Raw genomic sequence first — 15,821 nt, 5'->3', positions numbered from 1 at the left:
CCGGCCCCGGCTCAGGTGCGCGTATGCCGCAGCCGTGCGCCCACCCAGCGGGCGCGACGGCGCAGAATGCGGGGGATTCCCAACTCGGGATCCGAAGGCTCCAGCCGGGCCGCGAAGCGCGCGGAAGCCTGCGCTCGCGGGGCCCTCAGATGGCTGCGATTACGTGCCACGTCACGGAAGTCGTGCGACCAGCCCATACCGGGGTCCCTGCCCCCGCCCCAAGGTCGGTAATCGCCTCCGGGGTCCCGAATTGGCCTATGCGGCGGGCACATGTTTGATTTCGCTGAGTGGTCACGGCAGGTCAGCGGGACGGCTCCCCGGGGTGGATCAGCGGTCCGGTTCCGGGTCTCCCAGCCAGTTCACCAGCTCAGTGGTGAAGGCCACCGGGTCCTCCTCCTGGGGCCAGTGGCCCAGCCCGTCGAACAGCCGCCAGCGGTACGGCGCTTCGACGTACTCGCCCGACCCGGCGGCACTGCGCGTGCGCATCACCGGATCGAGTGAGCCGTGCAGGTGGAGGGTCGGCACCCGCACCGGCCGCTTCATCCGGCGGTAGAACTGCACACCGTCCGGCCGCGCCATCGAGCGCACCATCCAGCGGTACGGCTCGACCGAGCAGTGCGCCGTGGAGGGCACGCACATCGCGCGGCGGTAGTTCTCGACCGCCGTGTCCTCGGCGGGTCCGGCCAGCTTGGGCCCCGCCCAGTCCCGGATCAGCCGGCCCACCAGGGCTCCTCCGTCCGCGACGAGCTGACGTTCCGGCACCCAGGGCCGCTGGAAGCCCCAGATGTAGGAGCTGGCGGCCGTCTGCCGCAGGTCGCCCAGCATCGAGGCGCGCCAGCGGCGTGGGTGCGGCATCGAGGCCACGGCGAGCCGGCGGATCAGCTTGGGCCGCATCACCGCGGCCGTCCACGCCAGGTAGCCGCCCAGGTCATGTCCGACGAGCGCCGCGTCCGGCTCGCCCAGGGAGCGGATGACACCGGTCACATCGAGCGCGAGGTTGGCCGGGTCGTAGCCGCGCGGCGTACGGTCGCTGCCGCCCACCCCGCGCAGGTCCATCGCGACGGCGCGGTACCCCGCGTCGGCCAGCGCGGGCAGCTGATGGCGCCAGGTCCACCAGTACTGCGGAAAACCGTGCAGCAGCAGCACCAGCGGACCTTCACCCATTTCGGTGATGTGGAAGCGCGCGCCGTTGGCGGCCACATCCCGGTGGGTCCAGGGTCCGTCGGCGCGGATCACTGCCGCGGGGCTTTCTGCGAGGGTCATACAGACGAGCGTGTCACACCCTCAAGAGGACGGCTCTCCTCCGCCTTGTCCTCCCCCTCGCGGGGGTGGGGCTTGGCGTGGGAGAGGACGGCTGCGCTCTCCTTGGCGGAGGCCATCGACTTCTGGGCGCCCTTGCTCTTGGAGATCTTCTTGAACTTCAGCGCCGCCAGACCCAGCAGGATGAGCGCCAGCAGGATGAAGGCGCCGCCCACGATCAGGAACGACCAGGCGAGCCCGAGCCCCAGGTTGTGGATGCCGTAGGCCGCGGCGAAGCTCAGCACGGGGAGCGCGAAGAGCAGGAAGGCCAGCGCGACGATCGCGGCGCCGCTTCCCATGGCGCCGCGCTTCGCGTCCTGCCGCAGCTCGGCCTTGGCCAGGGCGATCTCGTCGTGCACCAGCGCGGACATCTCGGCGGTCGCCGCCGCGACCAGTTGTCCGAGGCTGCGGCCGTCGTCGGCTGCGCTCATCGCTTCTCTCTCCCTTTGTCGTACGGCGAAGTGCGTGCCCGGGACGTGCCGTGGCACGAGCCGGGGGCTCCCCGCGATGCTGTCCGGGGCATCCTCCGGCTGTTCTGCCGGATTACCCGTCGGTCAACGTCGAATCATGCCGGACCATCGTCCGTCACGTCTTGGCCCCTGGCCACTTCGGCGAGCCTGCGGTGCTCGGCGGCCTTCGCCTCCAGGAGCGCCGCCATGCGCAGGTGGTACTCGGGCCGGCCCTCCTGGTAGATGTCCGGGATGCCGTCCTGGTCCTCGTCGCGCTCCTCGGCCTCCATGAGAGAACGGTGCTTCTTGGAGCGGAACTTGAGCAGTACGGCGGAGCAGAGCGCGGCGAGCAGCGAGCCGCACAGCACCGCCGCCTTCGCCTCGTCGGCCAGGCCGGGCCGCCCGGTGAAGGCGAGTTCGCTGATGAGGAGCGAGACGGTGAAGCCGATTCCGGCGAGCATGGCGATGGCCAGGACGTCCGGCCAGCCGAGGTCGCGGTTGAGTTCCGCGCGGGTGAAGCGGGCCGCCAGCCACGCGCCACCGAAGACGCCCACGGTCTTGCCGACGAGCAGGCCCAGGACCACACCGAGTGTCTCCGGCTTGCCGAACACATCCGCCAGTGCCCCGCCTGACACTCCGACACCCGCCGCGAAGAGCGCGAAGACCGGCACGGCGAGCCCGGCGGACAGCGGTCTGACCTTGTGTTCGACGCGCTCGGCAGGGGAGACCTCCTCGCCCGGCCCGACGGTGCAGCGCAGCATCAGTCCCATCGCGACCCCGGCGACCGTCGCGTGCACCCCGCTGGCGTGCATCAGCGCCCAGACGACCACGCCGAGCGGCACGTACACGTACCAGCCGCGCACCCCCGCCTTGTGGTGCAGGAACCAGAACAGCGCCAGCCCGGCGACGGCTCCGGCCAGGGCGCCGATGCTGACGCCCGCCGAGTAGAAGATGGCGATGATGACGATCGCACCGAGGTCGTCCACGACCGCGAGCGTGAGCAGGAAGGCCCGCAGCGCGGAGGGCAGTCCGGTGCCCAGCACGGCCAGCACGCCGAGTGCGAAGGCGATGTCGGTGGCCATCGGGATGGCCCAGCCCTGCGTGTCACCCCCGCCGCTGAGGGTGATGGCGACGTAGACCAGCGCTGGTACGGCCATGCCGCACAGCGCGGAAACGATCGGCAGCGCGGCGGCTCTCGGGTCGCGCAACTCGCCCGCGATCAGCTCGCGCTTCAGCTCGATCCCGGCAACGAAGAAGAAGACGGTGAGCAGCCCGTCCTTGGCCCAGTCGGCGATCGTCAGGCGCAGATGGAGGGACTCGGGCCCGAGGTGGAAGTTCCTGACGTCGTCGTAGAAGCCGCTCGCCGGGGTGTTGGCCAGCAGGAGGGCCAGGACGGCGGCCACCAGCAGCAGCGTGCCGCCGACGGTCTCGGTGCGCAGCGCATCCGTGAGGAACATCCGTTCCCCCAGGGGCAGCCTGCCGAGGAAGACGGAGCGGCGGGGCTCTTTGCCGTCGGGGGACGTGGACACGGTGGGGGCCTCCAGGAGCGTCGGCGGACATACGTGCTCTGTGTGCCGACCAGACTTCCCGGCGCGCCCGTGATCTTGCCGCGTTCGTTACGCGACCCCTGCCAGGGTAACCAACGCGAGTGAGGGGCATCCGGGCGCCCGGATGCCCCTCACCTGTGAATCCGCGAATCTCCGCCCCGGCGCCGCACGCGCCGGGCCGCTCAGTCCGCTCAGTCCTCGCTGGCGGCGCTCGGCAGCTTGGACTGGATCAGGTCCATCACCGAGGAGTCGGTGAGGGTCTGGGTGTCACCCAGCGTCCGGTTCTCCGCGACGTCCCTCAGCAGCCGCCGCATGATCTTGCCGGAGCGGGTCTTGGGCAGCTCGGCGACCGGAAGGATCCGCTTCGGCTTGGCGATCGGCCCGAGCTGCTTGGCCACATGGGCGCGCAGCTCCTCGACCAGACCTTCGTCCTCGGCCGCGCCGCCGCGCAGGATGACGAAGGCGCAGATGGCCTGGGTGGTCTGGGGGTCGGTGGCGCCCACGACGGCGGCCTCGGCCACCTTCGGGTGGGAGACCAACGAGGATTCGACCTCCGTGGTGGAGATGTTGTGCCCGGAGACGAGCATCACATCGTCGACCCGGCCGAGCAGCCAGATGTCGCCGTCGTCGTCCTTCTTGGCGCCGTCGCCCGCGAAGTACTTGTCCTGGAAGCGCGCCCAGTAGGTGTCCAGGAAGCGCTGGTCGTCGCCCCAGATGGTGCGCAGCATCGACGGCCACGGCTCGGTCAGCACGAGATAGCCGCCGGCGCCGTCCGGCACCTCGTTGGCGTCGTCGTCCACGACCGTCGCGGAGATGCCGGGCAGCGGCACCTGCGCCGAGCCGGGCTTGGTCTCGGTGACCCCGGGCAGGGGGCTGATCATGATGCCGCCCGTCTCGGTCTGCCACCAGGTGTCGACCACCGGCGTGCGGTCGGCCCCGATGTGATGGCGATACCAGATCCACGCCTCGGGGTTGATGGGCTCACCGACCGAGCCGAGGATCCGCAGCGAGGACAGGTCGAACTTCGCGGGGATGTCGTCGCCCCACTTCATGCAGGCGCGGATCGCGGTGGGTGCGGTGTACAGGATGGTGACGCCGTACTTCTGTACGACCTCCCACCAGCGGCCCTTGTGCGGGGAGTCGGGCGTGCCCTCGTAGAGCACCTCGGTCGCACCGTTGGCCAGCGGCCCGTAGACGATGTACGAGTGCCCGGTCACCCAGCCGACGTCGGCGGTGCACCAGAAGACGTCGCTCTCCGGCTTGAGGTCGAAGACGGCGTTGTGGGTGTAGGCGACCTGGGTGAGGTAGCCGCCCGTGGTGTGCAGGATGCCCTTCGGCTTACCGGTGGTGCCGGAGGTGTACAGGATGAAGAGCGGGTGCTCGGCGTCGAAGTCCTGCGGCGTGTGCTGCTCGGACTGACGTGCGACCACGTCGTGCCACCACACGTCGCGGCCCTCGGTCCAGGAGATGTCGTCCTGGCCCGTCCTTCTGACGACCAGTACGCTGCGCACCTTCTCGGTGCCGGGGCGGGTGAGCGCCTCGTCCACGGCGGGCTTGAGCGCGCTGGGCGCGCCCTTGCGGTAGCCGCCGTCCGCCGTGATGACGACCCGTGCGTCCGCGTCCTGGATGCGGGTGGCCAGGGCGTCGGCCGAGAAGCCGCCGAAGACGACGGAGTGCGGGGCGCCGATGCGCGCGCACGCCAGCATGGCGACGACCGTCTCCGGAATCATCGGCATGTAGACGGCCACCCGGTCGCCCGCCTGGACGCCCAGCTCGGTGAGCGCGTTGGCCGCTTGTGAGACCTCGCGCTGGAGGTCGGCGTAGGTGAGGGTGCGGGTGTCCCCCGGCTCGCCCTCGAAGTGCAGGGCGACACGGTCGCCGTTGCCCGCCTCCACGTGCCGGTCCACGCAGTTGTAGGCGACGTTGAGCTTGCCGTCCTTGAACCACTTGGCGAACGGCGGGTTCGACCAGTCGAGCGTCTCGGTCGGCTCGGTGCCCCAGCTCAGGCGGCGCGCCTGCTCGGCCCAGAAACCCAGCCGGTCAGCCTTCGCCTGCTCGTAAGCCGCGGCTTTCGCATTGGCGTTCGCGGCCAGATCGGCGGGCGGGGCGAACCTCCGCTCTTCCTTGAGCAGGTTGGAGAGGGAAGAATGCTCGCTCACTTTTCCCCCTCCTCCTTGAAGAGGTTGGCCAGGCTTTTGTTGCTCACGTCATCTCCCTTCCCAGGGTTGTGCGCTGTTTCCCGGCCATAGCTCATCAGCCACGCGGCCCTTGTGACAAGGGCCGCAACTCAAATTGGTGTAGACCTGTCATGGGAAGCGACGCCGTCGGCCCTGCCCCCTCATCCCGCCACCGGGTCCGGGCGTACGGCGGCGAAGACCGCGGGGCTGACCTTCGTGCTGTCCAGGTCCAGTACGTAAGCCTGCGCCTCGCCCACATGGAAGTACATGCCATGCAGCTCAAGGGCCCCTTCGCGGACCCGGCGGGCCACGCACTCGTGGGCGGCCAGATGTTCGAGCTGCTGGACGATGTTGGCCAGGCACAGCGCCTCGGTGTCGTCCGCCGTCTCCCGGTCGGCGATGCGGGGCGCCGTCTCGCCGTGGGCGGCCAGCCGCGCCAGGCTGGGCCGTCCGTGCCGCAGCCAGCGCGCGAGCGGGGAGTTGCCCGTGTCCCCCTGGCCGGTGCTGGAGTGCAGCGCCTGCATCGCCCCGCACCCCGAGTGGCCGCACACGGTCACCGATTCGACCTTGAGGATGTCCACGGCGTACTCGATGGCCGCCGCCACCGAGTCATCCCTGGCCTCCTCGCCGGGCAGCGGTACGAAGTTGCCGACGTTGCGGACCGTGAAGAGGTCTCCCGGGCCGCTGGAGGTGATCATGCTGGTGACCAGCCGTGAGTCGGCGCAGGTGAGGAAGAGCTGCGAGGGCTGCTGCCCCTCCTTGGCCAGCCGCGCCAGCTCCTCGCGTACGAGCGGCGCCGTGGTCCGCTGGAAGTTGCGCACCCCGCCGAGCAGTTGCCTCTTGCGCGGAGTGTGACGGCCGTGGCCCTCGCCCTCGGCGTGCGCGCGGGAGCACTGGTGGTTGCGCCACGGTGTCCAAGGCGTGCAGGTGTCCGAATCGGAGGGCTCCGCGATGTGCTGACCGGCACGGCCCCACACCTCCGCCTCCCCGCCCGCCGCCGTGTGCGTGATCCGCCAGCCCTCCAGCGCCTCGTACGCCGCGTGATCCATGAACGATCCCTCCAGTTCCACCACTGCCTTTGCCCCTTCCGGAATCTGCGCCAGCGCGCGGCTCAGCCGCGGCACTGCCAAGAACGTCAACTGCCCCCGTACGACCACCCGGTGCTCGCCCGCCTTCTCCTCGGCCCCCGTCCGCGTCGGCGCCTGCGCCTCGCCCCGCTCGACGGAGATACGGGTGTGCGCGAGACGGTGCAGCGCCACCCCGACGGCGACCGCGATCCCGATGGCGACCCCCTCCAGCACGCCGAGCAGCACGACCGCGGCGGTCGTGATCCAGAACGCCAGGGCCTCCCTGTGCCGGCTCACATCCCTGATGTGGGTGAGGTTGACCATCTGCACGCCCACGACCATCACCAGCGCGCCCAGTGACGCGAGCGGGATCAGCTCCAGCGCCCCCACCAGCAGACCGGCGGCCAGCAGCACCCACAGCCCTTGCAGCACGGCGGAGTTGCGGCTGACGGCGCCCGCCGAGATGTTGGCCGCGCTGCGCACCGCGACCCCGGTGATGGGGAGGCCGCCGAGCATCCCGGAGACCACGTTCCCGACGCCGTGCCCGCGCAGTTCCTTGTCCAGGTCGCTGCGCGGCACCCGGTCCTTCCCACTGCGCGCCGACGCCAGCTTGTCCGCGGCCACAGCCGACAACAGCGCCTGAATGCTGGCCACCAGGGCGAGCGTGAGCACCGCGGAGCCCAGCCCCAGAACGGGCCCTTCCGGCAGCTCGGGCAGAGCGTGGGTGCGCCAGGAGGGGAGGTCGACACGGGGCAGCCGCATGTCCCCCAGCCAGGCGGCGGCGGTGGCCAGCCCCACGGCGGCGAGGGCCGCGGGCATCGTCCCCAGCGCCGCTCCCAAGGGCCCGCCACGCTCCTTGAGCCACGGCCAGGCCAGCAGCACGACGACCGTCAGCCCGCTGATGGACAGCGCCGCCGACTGGACGGCCACCAGCCGGCCCGGCAGCTCCAGCGCGTTGGTGACCGGCGAACTGTCGGGATCGCCGCCGAGCATGACGTGCAGTTGGGCGAGGGCGATGGTGATGCCGATCCCGGTCAGCATGCCGTGCACGATCGCGGGGCTGACGGCGAGCGCCGAGCGGGCCACCCGCAGGCACCCGAGCCCGATCTGCGCCAGCCCGGCCGCCACGGTGATCGCGCAGGTGGTGCGCCATCCGTACATCTGGATCAGCTCGGCGGTGATCACCGTCAGGCCGGCCGCGGGGCCGCTGACTTGGAGCGGTGCTCCGCCCAGCCGGCCGCAGACCAGCCCGCCGACCGCCCCGGCCACCAGCCCGGCCTGAAGCGGGGCGCCGCAGGCCAGGGCGATGCCGAGGGAGAGAGGCAGGGCGATCAGGAAGACGGCCGTGGAGGCGGAGAGGTCGGCTGACCAGCGCTTGCGCGCGGGGGAGCGCTTGGGACGGCTGGGATCGCCCCGGTGCGCGGAGGTGCAGGCGGACATCGTGTCTCCTTCGATGGATGGCACGGAGGGTGACCGTCTGATTACTCCCAAGCGGAAGTAAATGGATCGTAATGACAAGTAAATCCTTGGAGAAGCCCGGGGTGGCGTCTGGCCAGCCGATTCCATCCATCGAGTGAACAGCGTAAAAAAGCCGCTTGTCCTATTTGTCTGTTTAACATCTCATGTCACTTTTATCCCTGTGGCAACCGCCGGTCCCGACCGGTGACCGACGAGACAAGGCGAGAGGACGAGGTGAGCCGATGGCAGCCACGCGAAGACGACCCGCTCTCACCGCGGCGGTCATGGCGGCGCTGGCGCTGTCCCTGGCTGTGAGCGGATGCGCGGACGGCAGTACGACGGAGAGTCCGGAGGGGGCGCCGAGGCCGGCGCCCAAGGCGAGGCCCCAGCTCAAGGCTCAGCTCATCGGGGACGGTTCGACGTCCTTCACGGGCCGGCAGCCGCTCCAGCCCCACCCCCGCAAGCTGTCACCCGGCAAGAAGCCCCCGCAGTTCGTCGTCTTCTCCTGGGACGGGGCCGGAGAGGACAGCAAGAGGCTCTTCTCCCGCTTCCGCAAGGCAGGCAGGAAGTACGGCGCGGCACAGACCTACTTCCTCAGCGGCGTCTACACGCTTCCGGAGAACCAGGCGAAACGTTACTTCCCGCCAGGACACCCCCAGGGAGCCTCCGACATCGGCTACCTGAAGAACAAGAACGTCCGCGCCACCCTCAAGCAGGTCCGCGAGGCATGGCTGAACGGCAGCGAGATCGGCACCCACTTCAACGGCCACTTCTGCGGCCCCGGCGGAGTGGGGTCCTGGTCGGTCGACCAGTGGAAGAGCGAGATCAAGCAGGCCCGCTGGTTCGTTCAGAACTGGAAGACGACCACCGGATGGAAGCGCGCCACCGCGCTTCCGTTCAACTACCAAAGGGAGATGGTCGGTGGCCGCACCCCCTGTCTGGAGGGCCAGGAGAACCTTCTGAAGGCGGCGCGCCAGATGGGCTTCCGCTACGACTCAAGCGGCAACGGCACCCAGGTGTGGCCGGCCAAGCGCGACGGTCTGTGGGACATGCCGCTCCAGCAGGTGCCGGTGCCGGGCAGGAAGTTCGAGACGCTCTCGATGGACTACAACTTCCTCGCCAACCAGTCCGTGACCGTCAACGGCCCCGTGTCCCAGCGGCCCGCCTATGAACGGCAGATGCGCGAAGGGCTGCTCCAGGGCTTCCGTCGCGCTTACAAGGGCAACCGCGCCCCGCTCATCATCGGCAACCACTTCGAGGACTGGAACGGCGGCGTCTACATGGACGCCGTCGAGGACGTCATGAAGGGGGTCTGCCCCAAGAAGGGCGTCCGCTGCGTCTCCTTCCGGCAGTTGGCCGACTGGCTCGACGCGCAGAACCCGCGCGTCCTCGCCAAGCTGCGCACCCTGGAGGTGGGTGAGAAGCCCACCGGAGGCTGGCGCTCTTTCCTGGCCCAGGCGAAGCCGGAGGGCCGGATGAGGTGACCCCGATCCCCGGTCCCGGACCAGGGCCTGGTCCGGGACGGGGGAGACCGGATGAAGGCGTTTTCCGGCGCCTTGGCCACGGACGGGCGGGCTGCCGGGCCCAGGCGGTTCCTGGGTCCGGCAGGCCCGCCGGGGTATCAGGCGGGCTGGGGGGCGGGCTCCTCGCGCAGGACGAAGGAGGGGTCGACCTGCGCGGCCAGGTCGGCGCCCGTCTTCGCGTTGCCCCAGCTCTCCGCGTTCCGCAGATGGAAATGGACCATCTGGCGCGTGTAGCGGTCCCAGTCGCGCTGCCCGTAGACCGCGTCGGCCGCCCCGTGGAGCGCCGCCAGGGACCGGGCGTTGGGCTCCTCCAGCTCGGCGAAGGGACGGGTGCGGCCCTTCTCCATGGCGCGGACCCAGTCCGAGTGGCCGACCGTCACCAGCAGGTCCTCCCCGGCCTCCTGGCGCAGGAAGTCGACGTCGTCCTCGCTCTGCACCTTGTTGCCCACGACCTTCAGGGGTACGCCGAAGTCCCGCGCGTACTCCTTGTACTGCCGGTAGACCGAGACGCCCTTACGGGTCGGTTCGGCCACCAGGAAGGTCATGTCGAAGCGGGTGAACATCCCGGAGGCGAACGAATCGCTGCCCGCCGTCATGTCGACGACCATGAACTCATCGCGTCCGTCCACGAGGTGGTTCAGACACAGCTCCACCGCGCCCGTCTTCGAGTGGTAGCAGGCCACTCCCAGGTCCGACTCGGTGAAGGGCCCGGTCGCCAGCAGCCGGATCTGCCCGCCATCCAGTGCGACGTTCCGGGCGCAGGCATCGTAAACCGGGTTGTCCTCTTGCAGGCGCAGCAGCCGGGAGCCCTCTCCTGGCGGGGTCGTCTTGATCATCGTGTCGGAGGAGGCGATCCGCGGATTGGAGCCCCGCAGGTACTCCTTGATCAGCGGCAGCTGGGCGCCCATCGCGGGGAGCGTGGCGGTCTCCTCCTCGTCGAGCCCCAGCGCGGCGCCCAGATGCTGATTGATGTCGGCGTCGACAGCGACCACGGGCGCGCCGTGGGCGGCGAGATGGCGGATGAACAGCGAGGACAGCGTGGTCTTCCCGCTGCCGCCCTTCCCTACGAAAGCGATCTTCATGTTCAACAGCGTAAGCCGGGCACAGGCCGCGAACGGGACCGCTGAGTGAAGAAGACCACTCGATCGAGGGGTGGGGTCCCTCCGGAGGGTGCGTAGGGTCGTACGCATGAGTAGCACCGCTCGGCCCGCAGGCCGCCCTCCGGCGCCAGTCGCCACCCCGGCCGACCCGCTGGCTCCGCTCGCCGTGCTCCCTGGTGTGCCCGAGGCCGTCGAATCGGTGCGGACAGCCGTCGACAGGGCGTACGGGCACCGGGTCATGCGCCGGCGCAGCAGTGAGGTCAGCGCCGAGGCGGCGTTGCGCGGAGCCCGCGCCTCCGCCGCGCTGGAGGGTGCCGACTGGGCACTGGAGGAGGTGCGGCGGCGCAGCGATTTCGGCGCCGACGACGAGCCTCGTACCGTCGGCGCGGCCTTGCGCGTGACCGCCGAGGCCGGGCAGCTCCTCGACATCTGGCAGCAGTCACCCCTGCGCGTGCTGGCCAGGCTGCATCTGGTGGCCGCGGGCGGCGCCGCGCCCGACGACAGCGTCGGCCGTCCCCGGCGTGCCGGAGAGCCCGTGGAGGGCCCCGACCTGGGCCTGGAGCTGCCCGGAGCCGACGAGGTGGCGGCCCGGCTGGACGGTCTGGCCCAGCTCGTGGCGGCCGGCGGTTCGGTCCCCGCTCTGGTCACGGCCTCCGTGGTGCATGGGGAGCTTCAGGTGCTGCGCCCGTTCGGCTCCCGCAACGGCCTGGTGGCACGCGCCGCCGAGCGGGTCGTCCTGGTCGGCAGCGGTCTGGACCCCAAAGCCATCTGCCCGGCCGAGGTGGGCCAGGCCGAACAGGGTGGCGAGGCGTATCTGAACGCGCTGCACGGTTACGCCTCCGGGACGCCGGAGGGGATGGTCGAGTGGATCGCGCACTGCGGACGCGCGATCGGGTTCGGGGTGCGGGAGAGCACGGCGGTCTGTGAGGCGCTCCAGCGCGGCGCGGCCTGAGCGGGCACCGCGATGCCGAGGGTGTGTCCGTCTGCCGGGGGAGTGCGGGCGCCACGCGGGTGCGGGGGCGCGGCTCGACCGGGGCAGCGGAAACAGAGATGCGGCGGCACCGCCTCAGAGCGTGTGCCGCCGCTGGCATGTCCACCGGGTTACCAGTGCGTGCTCCACTTTTCGTCCATCAGGACGGGACTTTGCCCGTTTCCTGCTGGGACCTGCCCGATCGCGGGCTGTGCGTCGCGTGGGTGCCCGATGTTCATGCAATCCGGTCCGTGGGGCCTGTGCGTACAAACGGGATCCTCTCGGATGCCGCCGGTCTCGCGGGCCGTTGATTCCTTTGTACTCCCGACAGAGGCGAAGTGGAACCCCTGCCCGCAGTTCTTTACTTTCCCGTTCAAATACGGGCGTACAGAGCTAAATTGCACCTGCTTGCTTATACAGGGTGAAAATCGTTAGGCGGGGCGGACCGAGCGGCGGTTGTTGAACCAGACGAGCCCCGCCGTCGCCGCAGCGGCGCCCACGGCGACGGCTGTGAGCGCCAGGGCGGGCCGCGAGGGCATGGACAGCGAGGGGATGCGCTGCTTGAGCCGTACGGGCCGGGAGAAGGACAGCACGGGCCATTCGCGCGCGAGGGCCTCCTTGCGCAGCGTCCGGTCCGGGTTGACCGCATGCGGGTGACCCACGGCCTCCAGCATCGGCAAGTCGGTCGCGGAGTCGCTGTAGGCGTAGCAGCGCGCCAGGTCGTAGCCCTCGGACCCGGCCAGCTCACGGATGGCCTCGGCTTTGGTCGGGCCGTAGGCGTAGTACTCGATCTCGCCGGTGAAGCGGCCGTCCTCGACCACCATCCGGGTCGCCACGACGCGGTCGGCGCCGATCATCTTGCCGATGGGCTCGACCACCTCGGACCCCGATGTCGAGACGATGACCACGTCCCGGCCGGCCAGGTGGTGCTTCTCGATGAGCGAGGCCGCCTCGTCGTAGATGATGGGGTCGATCAGGTCGTGGATGGTCTCAGCGACGATCTCCTTGACCTGCTCTACATCCCAGCCCCGGGAGAGCGCCGAGAGGTACTCGCGCATCCGCTCCATCTGGTCGTGGTCGGCGCCGCCGAGGAGATATACGAACTGCGCGTAAGCGGTCCGTAGCACCGCGCGCCGATTGATCAGGCCACCTTGGTAGAAGGACTTGCCGAAGGTGAGCGTGCTCGACTTCGCAATGACCGTCTTGTCCAGATCGAAGAAGGCGGCTGTGCGGGGCATCGCTAGATTTTCCACGGTATCGAGCATAGGCGCCAACCATTCGGCGTAAGCTGGGGCGCGTGGGTTTGCCTGAGAAGGCTCTCGGGTACACCATGGAAGTCACGGATCGTTCGCGACCGTGCTAACCCGGCCCGACTCCTCCCCCCCCGAGTCGGCCGTGGGGACGACCCCCGCTCTCCCCCCCGGCGGGGGTCGTCGCATGTCCGAAGGCATATCTCCGCCCCGGCCCCAGGTGGCCGGGGCGTTTTTGATCTCCCGGAGGCGGACTCCCTGATTCCTCCGAGCTGTAACCGAGTGTAATCGTTACGCTGCTCTCCGGGAGTCACTGGTTTGGGTGAGCAAGTTATTCACAGCTCCCCGGTTGTCCACAGTTTTGGACCATGATCCACAAGTTTTCCCGGTTCGCCGCACGGTGATTCCCGGCGTTGTCCGCAGGCGTTTGCGGACGCGAGTGCACGCCGTGCGAAGGGGGCCGGGATCTTGGCTGAAAACATTCTGATTGTCACCGAGGACGAGGAACTCCTCGATGACCTACTGCGACTGTGCGCAGCCGCCGGAGCCGAAGCGGAGGTCGCCCACGGCGCCCCCGCGAGCGGCGTCGGCTGGGCGGCCTGGGGCGGCGCGGCCTCGTGGGAGCGCGCCCCACTGGTGCTCGTGGGGGACGACTGCGCCGCTGCCCCGGGCTTCGGCGGCCACGCCGGGGCGGACGGCGGCGTGGCCCTGCGCCGGCCGGGAGTCCTTCTCGTCGGCAGGGACCTGGACGACTCGGGAGTGTGGGAGCGCGGCGCGAGGATCGGGGCCGAGGGCGTGGTGATGCTGCCCGACGCGGAGAGCTGGCTCACCGGTCGCATCGCCGACGCCTCCGAGGAGATGGGCCGCCCGGCGCTGACCGTCGGCGTGATCGGCGGCAGGGGCGGAGCCGGAGCCTCCACACTCGCGTGCGCCCTGGCGGTCACAGCGGCGCGCGCCGGAGAGCGCACGATGCTGATCGACGGCGACCCGCTCGGCGGCGGTCTCGACGTCCTGCTGGGCGGAGAGCGCGCCGAGGGCCTGCGCTGGCCGGCCTTCGCGGAATCGCGGGGCCGGGTGGGCGGCGCGGCGCTCGCCGAGTCACTGCCCCGGCTGCACGACCTGAGCGTGCTCAGCTGGGATCGCGGCGAGTCCGCGCTGATCCCCGCCGACGCGATGAAGTCCGTGCTGTGCGCGGCCCGTCGACGCGGCGGCGTGGTCGTCGTCGACCTGCCCCGCCAGATGGACGAGACGGTGGCCGAGGCCCTGGTCCAGCTCGACCTCGGGCTCGCTGTCGTTCCCGCCGAGCTGCGCGCCGTGGCGGCGGCTCACCGGATGGTCACGCGGGTGCAGCTGGTGGTGCGCGACCTGCGGGCCGTGGTGCGTACCCCCGGTGGCCCCGGCGGAGAGCGCGGCTACGGCTCCGGGCTGGACGACGAGGAGGTCGCACGGCTGCTCGGCCTGCCACTGGCCGGGGAGCTGCCCTGGGAGCGCGGCCTGCTGGAGAGCGTCGACCGGGGGCTGCCGCCCGGCTGCGCGAAGGACGGAGCCTTGGCCCGCTTCTGCCGGGAGTTCTGGGCGCGCGTGCTCAGCGGGGGAGAGGTGGCGGCATGAGCCTTCTGGAGTTCTCCGCCACGAGCGGCGGCCCTGCGACCGGAGACGCCGAAAAGCGAGCCGGCCGGGCGGGCGGTGCGGGCATGGGCCTGCTGGACGCCGTACGGCGCAGCCTCGCGGAGTCGGGCGCCGAGCCGACCCCGGCCAGGGTCGCGGCGGCATTGCGCGCCCAGGGGCGGCTGCTGGGGGACAGCGCGGTGCTGGGGGTGGTCGAAGCCCTGCGCTCCGAACTCGTCGGCGCGGGGCCCCTGGAGGCGCTCCTCGCCGACCCGGAGGTCACCGATGTGCTGGTGACCGCACCCGACCAGGTGTGGGTCGACCGGGGGTGCGGTCTGGAGCACACCCAGGTGCGCTTCCCCGACGCCGCCGCCGTCCGCAGGCTCGCTCAGCGGCTGGCGACCTCGGCGGGCAGGCGGCTGGACGACGCACGGCCCTGGGTCGACGCCCGGCTGCCGGACGGAACGCGGCTGCACGCCGTGCTGCCGCCCGTCGCCGTCGGTTCGACCTGTCTGTCCCTGCGGGTGGTGCGGCCCCGCGCATTCGGGCTCGGAGAGCTGGTGGCGGCGGGTACGGTGCCGCCGGGCGGAGAGCGGCTGCTGCGCGCCGTGCTGGACGCCAGGCTCTCCTTCATGATCAGCGGCGGCACCGGCTCCGGGAAGACGACCCTGCTGTCCACGCTGCTGGGGCTGGTCGGCCCCACCGAGCGCATCGTGCTCGCTGAGGACTCGGCCGAACTGCGTCCCGACCATCCGCATGTGGTGCGGCTGGAGGCCCGGCCCGCCAACCAGGAGGGCGTGGGCCGTGTGGAACTGCGCGATCTGGTGCGGCAGGCACTGCGGATGCGCCCCGACCGGCTGGTCGTGGGCGAGGTGCGGGGAGCCGAAGTCACCGACCTGCTGGCCGCATTGAACACCGGCCACGAGGGCGGCTGCGGGACTGTGCACGCGAACGCGGCGGACGATGTCCCCGCCCGGCTGGAGGCCCTGGGGACGACTGCGGGACTCGACAGGGCAGCCCTGCACAGCCAGTTGGCCGCCGCACTCGATGTGGTGGTGCACCTGGTGCGGGGGCGCTCCGGGAAGCGGCGCATCGCCCAGATCCACGTGCTGGAGCGGGACCGCAACGGGCTGGTGACGACAGTCCCGGCGGCCGTATGGGACGGCGCGAAGGGGACGGCCGGCGTACGGGGTGCGGGGAGCGCAGGGTTCGTCAAGGAGCGGGGTTGGGCCCGGCTCGAACGGCTCTGCGAGCGGGGCGGGCTGAGCGGCCCGGACGGGCTCCTGAGCCGGCCCGGCGATACCGCCGGTGGACTTCGGACCGGCACGGACAGGAGGAGGGCGTGATCACGGAGGCAGCGGGCACCCTGCTGC

At 70.8% G+C, this 15,821-nt stretch carries 12 protein-coding genes; 4 read left to right on the top strand and 8 right to left on the bottom strand.

Translation table 11 applies throughout. From position 1 onward, the window contains the following. Nucleotides 1-11 precede the first annotated feature (11 nt). From OHB04_RS19020 to OHB04_RS18995, 6 genes are all read right to left on the bottom strand, one after another. A complete protein-coding gene (locus tag OHB04_RS19020) occupies nucleotides 12-197 on the bottom strand; it encodes a hypothetical protein (protein WP_326688879.1) in 186 nt (61 codons plus the stop codon). A 130-nt stretch (nucleotides 198-327) separates the two neighbouring features. Further along, on the bottom strand, nucleotides 328-1,263 hold the full coding sequence (locus OHB04_RS19015; protein ID WP_326688878.1) for an alpha/beta fold hydrolase: 936 nt from the start codon (nucleotides 1,261-1,263) through the stop codon (nucleotides 328-330). Continuing rightward, nucleotides 1,260-1,730, bottom strand: a complete 471-nt coding sequence (locus OHB04_RS19010) for a phage holin family protein (RefSeq protein ID WP_326688877.1) — start codon at nucleotides 1,728-1,730, stop codon at nucleotides 1,260-1,262. The genes OHB04_RS19015 and OHB04_RS19010 overlap by 4 nt, the downstream gene beginning before the upstream one ends. A 134-nt stretch (nucleotides 1,731-1,864) precedes the next feature. After that, nucleotides 1,865-3,205, bottom strand: coding sequence for a Na+/H+ antiporter NhaA (nhaA, locus tag OHB04_RS19005; protein WP_326692803.1), 1,341 nt, complete (start codon nucleotides 3,203-3,205; stop codon nucleotides 1,865-1,867). 281 nt (nucleotides 3,206-3,486) lie between these two features. Beyond that, entirely contained in the window at nucleotides 3,487-5,454 is a 1,968-nt protein-coding gene (gene acs / locus OHB04_RS19000; protein WP_326807874.1) for an acetate--CoA ligase, read from the bottom strand. Nucleotides 5,455-5,633: 179 nt separating this feature from the next. Then, a complete protein-coding gene (locus OHB04_RS18995) occupies nucleotides 5,634-7,979 on the bottom strand; it encodes a SulP family inorganic anion transporter (protein ID WP_326807873.1) in 2,346 nt (781 codons plus the stop codon). A 260-nt stretch (nucleotides 7,980-8,239) separates the two neighbouring features. Here OHB04_RS18995 and OHB04_RS18990 point away from each other — a divergent pair, with 260 nt between their 5' ends. After that, complete coding sequence (locus OHB04_RS18990) at nucleotides 8,240-9,481, top strand: hypothetical protein (protein ID WP_326688874.1); 1,242 nt, start codon at nucleotides 8,240-8,242, stop codon at nucleotides 9,479-9,481. 137 nt (nucleotides 9,482-9,618) lie between these two features. On the opposite strand, the gene OHB04_RS18985 is transcribed toward OHB04_RS18990, so the two are convergent. After that, entirely contained in the window at nucleotides 9,619-10,602 is a 984-nt protein-coding gene (locus tag OHB04_RS18985; RefSeq protein ID WP_326688873.1) for an ATP-binding protein, read from the bottom strand. A gap of 106 nt (nucleotides 10,603-10,708) precedes the next feature. On the opposite strand from OHB04_RS18985, the gene OHB04_RS18980 reads away from it, so the two are divergent. Beyond that, complete coding sequence (locus tag OHB04_RS18980) at nucleotides 10,709-11,572, top strand: oxidoreductase (RefSeq protein WP_326688872.1); 864 nt, start codon at nucleotides 10,709-10,711, stop codon at nucleotides 11,570-11,572. Nucleotides 11,573-12,021: 449 nt separating this feature from the next. On the opposite strand, the gene OHB04_RS18975 is transcribed toward OHB04_RS18980, so the two are convergent. Further along, entirely contained in the window at nucleotides 12,022-12,855 is an 834-nt protein-coding gene (locus tag OHB04_RS18975) for an HAD family hydrolase (protein WP_326807872.1), read from the bottom strand. 453 nt (nucleotides 12,856-13,308) lie between these two features. Between OHB04_RS18975 and ssd the strand changes: the two genes are divergently transcribed. After that, on the top strand, nucleotides 13,309-14,451 hold the full coding sequence (ssd, locus tag OHB04_RS18970; protein ID WP_326807871.1) for a septum site-determining protein Ssd: 1,143 nt from the start codon (nucleotides 13,309-13,311) through the stop codon (nucleotides 14,449-14,451). A gap of 83 nt (nucleotides 14,452-14,534) precedes the next feature. Continuing rightward, nucleotides 14,535-15,794, top strand: a complete 1,260-nt coding sequence (locus OHB04_RS18965) for a TadA family conjugal transfer-associated ATPase (protein ID WP_326692802.1) — start codon at nucleotides 14,535-14,537, stop codon at nucleotides 15,792-15,794. The last annotated feature ends 27 nt before the right edge of the window (nucleotides 15,795-15,821 follow it).

The sequence above is a fragment of the Streptomyces sp. NBC_01775 genome, assembly GCF_035917675.1.
Taxonomy (GTDB): Bacteria; Actinomycetota; Actinomycetes; order Streptomycetales; family Streptomycetaceae; genus Streptomyces.
This window is presented reverse-complemented; position numbering and strand designations above follow the sequence as displayed.

Excerpts from the sequence above, each read along its gene's own strand:
- OHB04_RS19020 (WP_326688879.1), bottom strand. The coding sequence starts at position 197 with ATGGGCTGGTCGCACGACTTCCGTGACGTGGCACGTAATCGCAGCCAT.
- OHB04_RS19015 (WP_326688878.1), bottom strand. The coding sequence starts at position 1,263 with ATGACCCTCGCAGAAAGCCCCGCGGCAGTGATCCGCGCCGACGGACCC.
- OHB04_RS19010 (WP_326688877.1), bottom strand. The coding sequence starts at position 1,730 with ATGAGCGCAGCCGACGACGGCCGCAGCCTCGGACAACTGGTCGCGGCG.
- nhaA (WP_326692803.1), bottom strand. The coding sequence starts at position 3,205 with ATGTTCCTCACGGATGCGCTGCGCACCGAGACCGTCGGCGGCACGCTG.
- OHB04_RS18995 (WP_326807873.1), bottom strand. The coding sequence starts at position 7,979 with ATGTCCGCCTGCACCTCCGCGCACCGGGGCGATCCCAGCCGTCCCAAG.
- OHB04_RS18990 (WP_326688874.1), top strand. The coding sequence starts at position 8,240 with ATGGCAGCCACGCGAAGACGACCCGCTCTCACCGCGGCGGTCATGGCG.
- OHB04_RS18985 (WP_326688873.1), bottom strand. The coding sequence starts at position 10,602 with ATGAAGATCGCTTTCGTAGGGAAGGGCGGCAGCGGGAAGACCACGCTG.
- OHB04_RS18980 (WP_326688872.1), top strand. The coding sequence starts at position 10,709 with ATGAGTAGCACCGCTCGGCCCGCAGGCCGCCCTCCGGCGCCAGTCGCC.
- OHB04_RS18975 (WP_326807872.1), bottom strand. The coding sequence starts at position 12,855 with ATGCTCGATACCGTGGAAAATCTAGCGATGCCCCGCACAGCCGCCTTC.
- OHB04_RS18965 (WP_326692802.1), top strand. The coding sequence starts at position 14,535 with ATGGGCCTGCTGGACGCCGTACGGCGCAGCCTCGCGGAGTCGGGCGCC.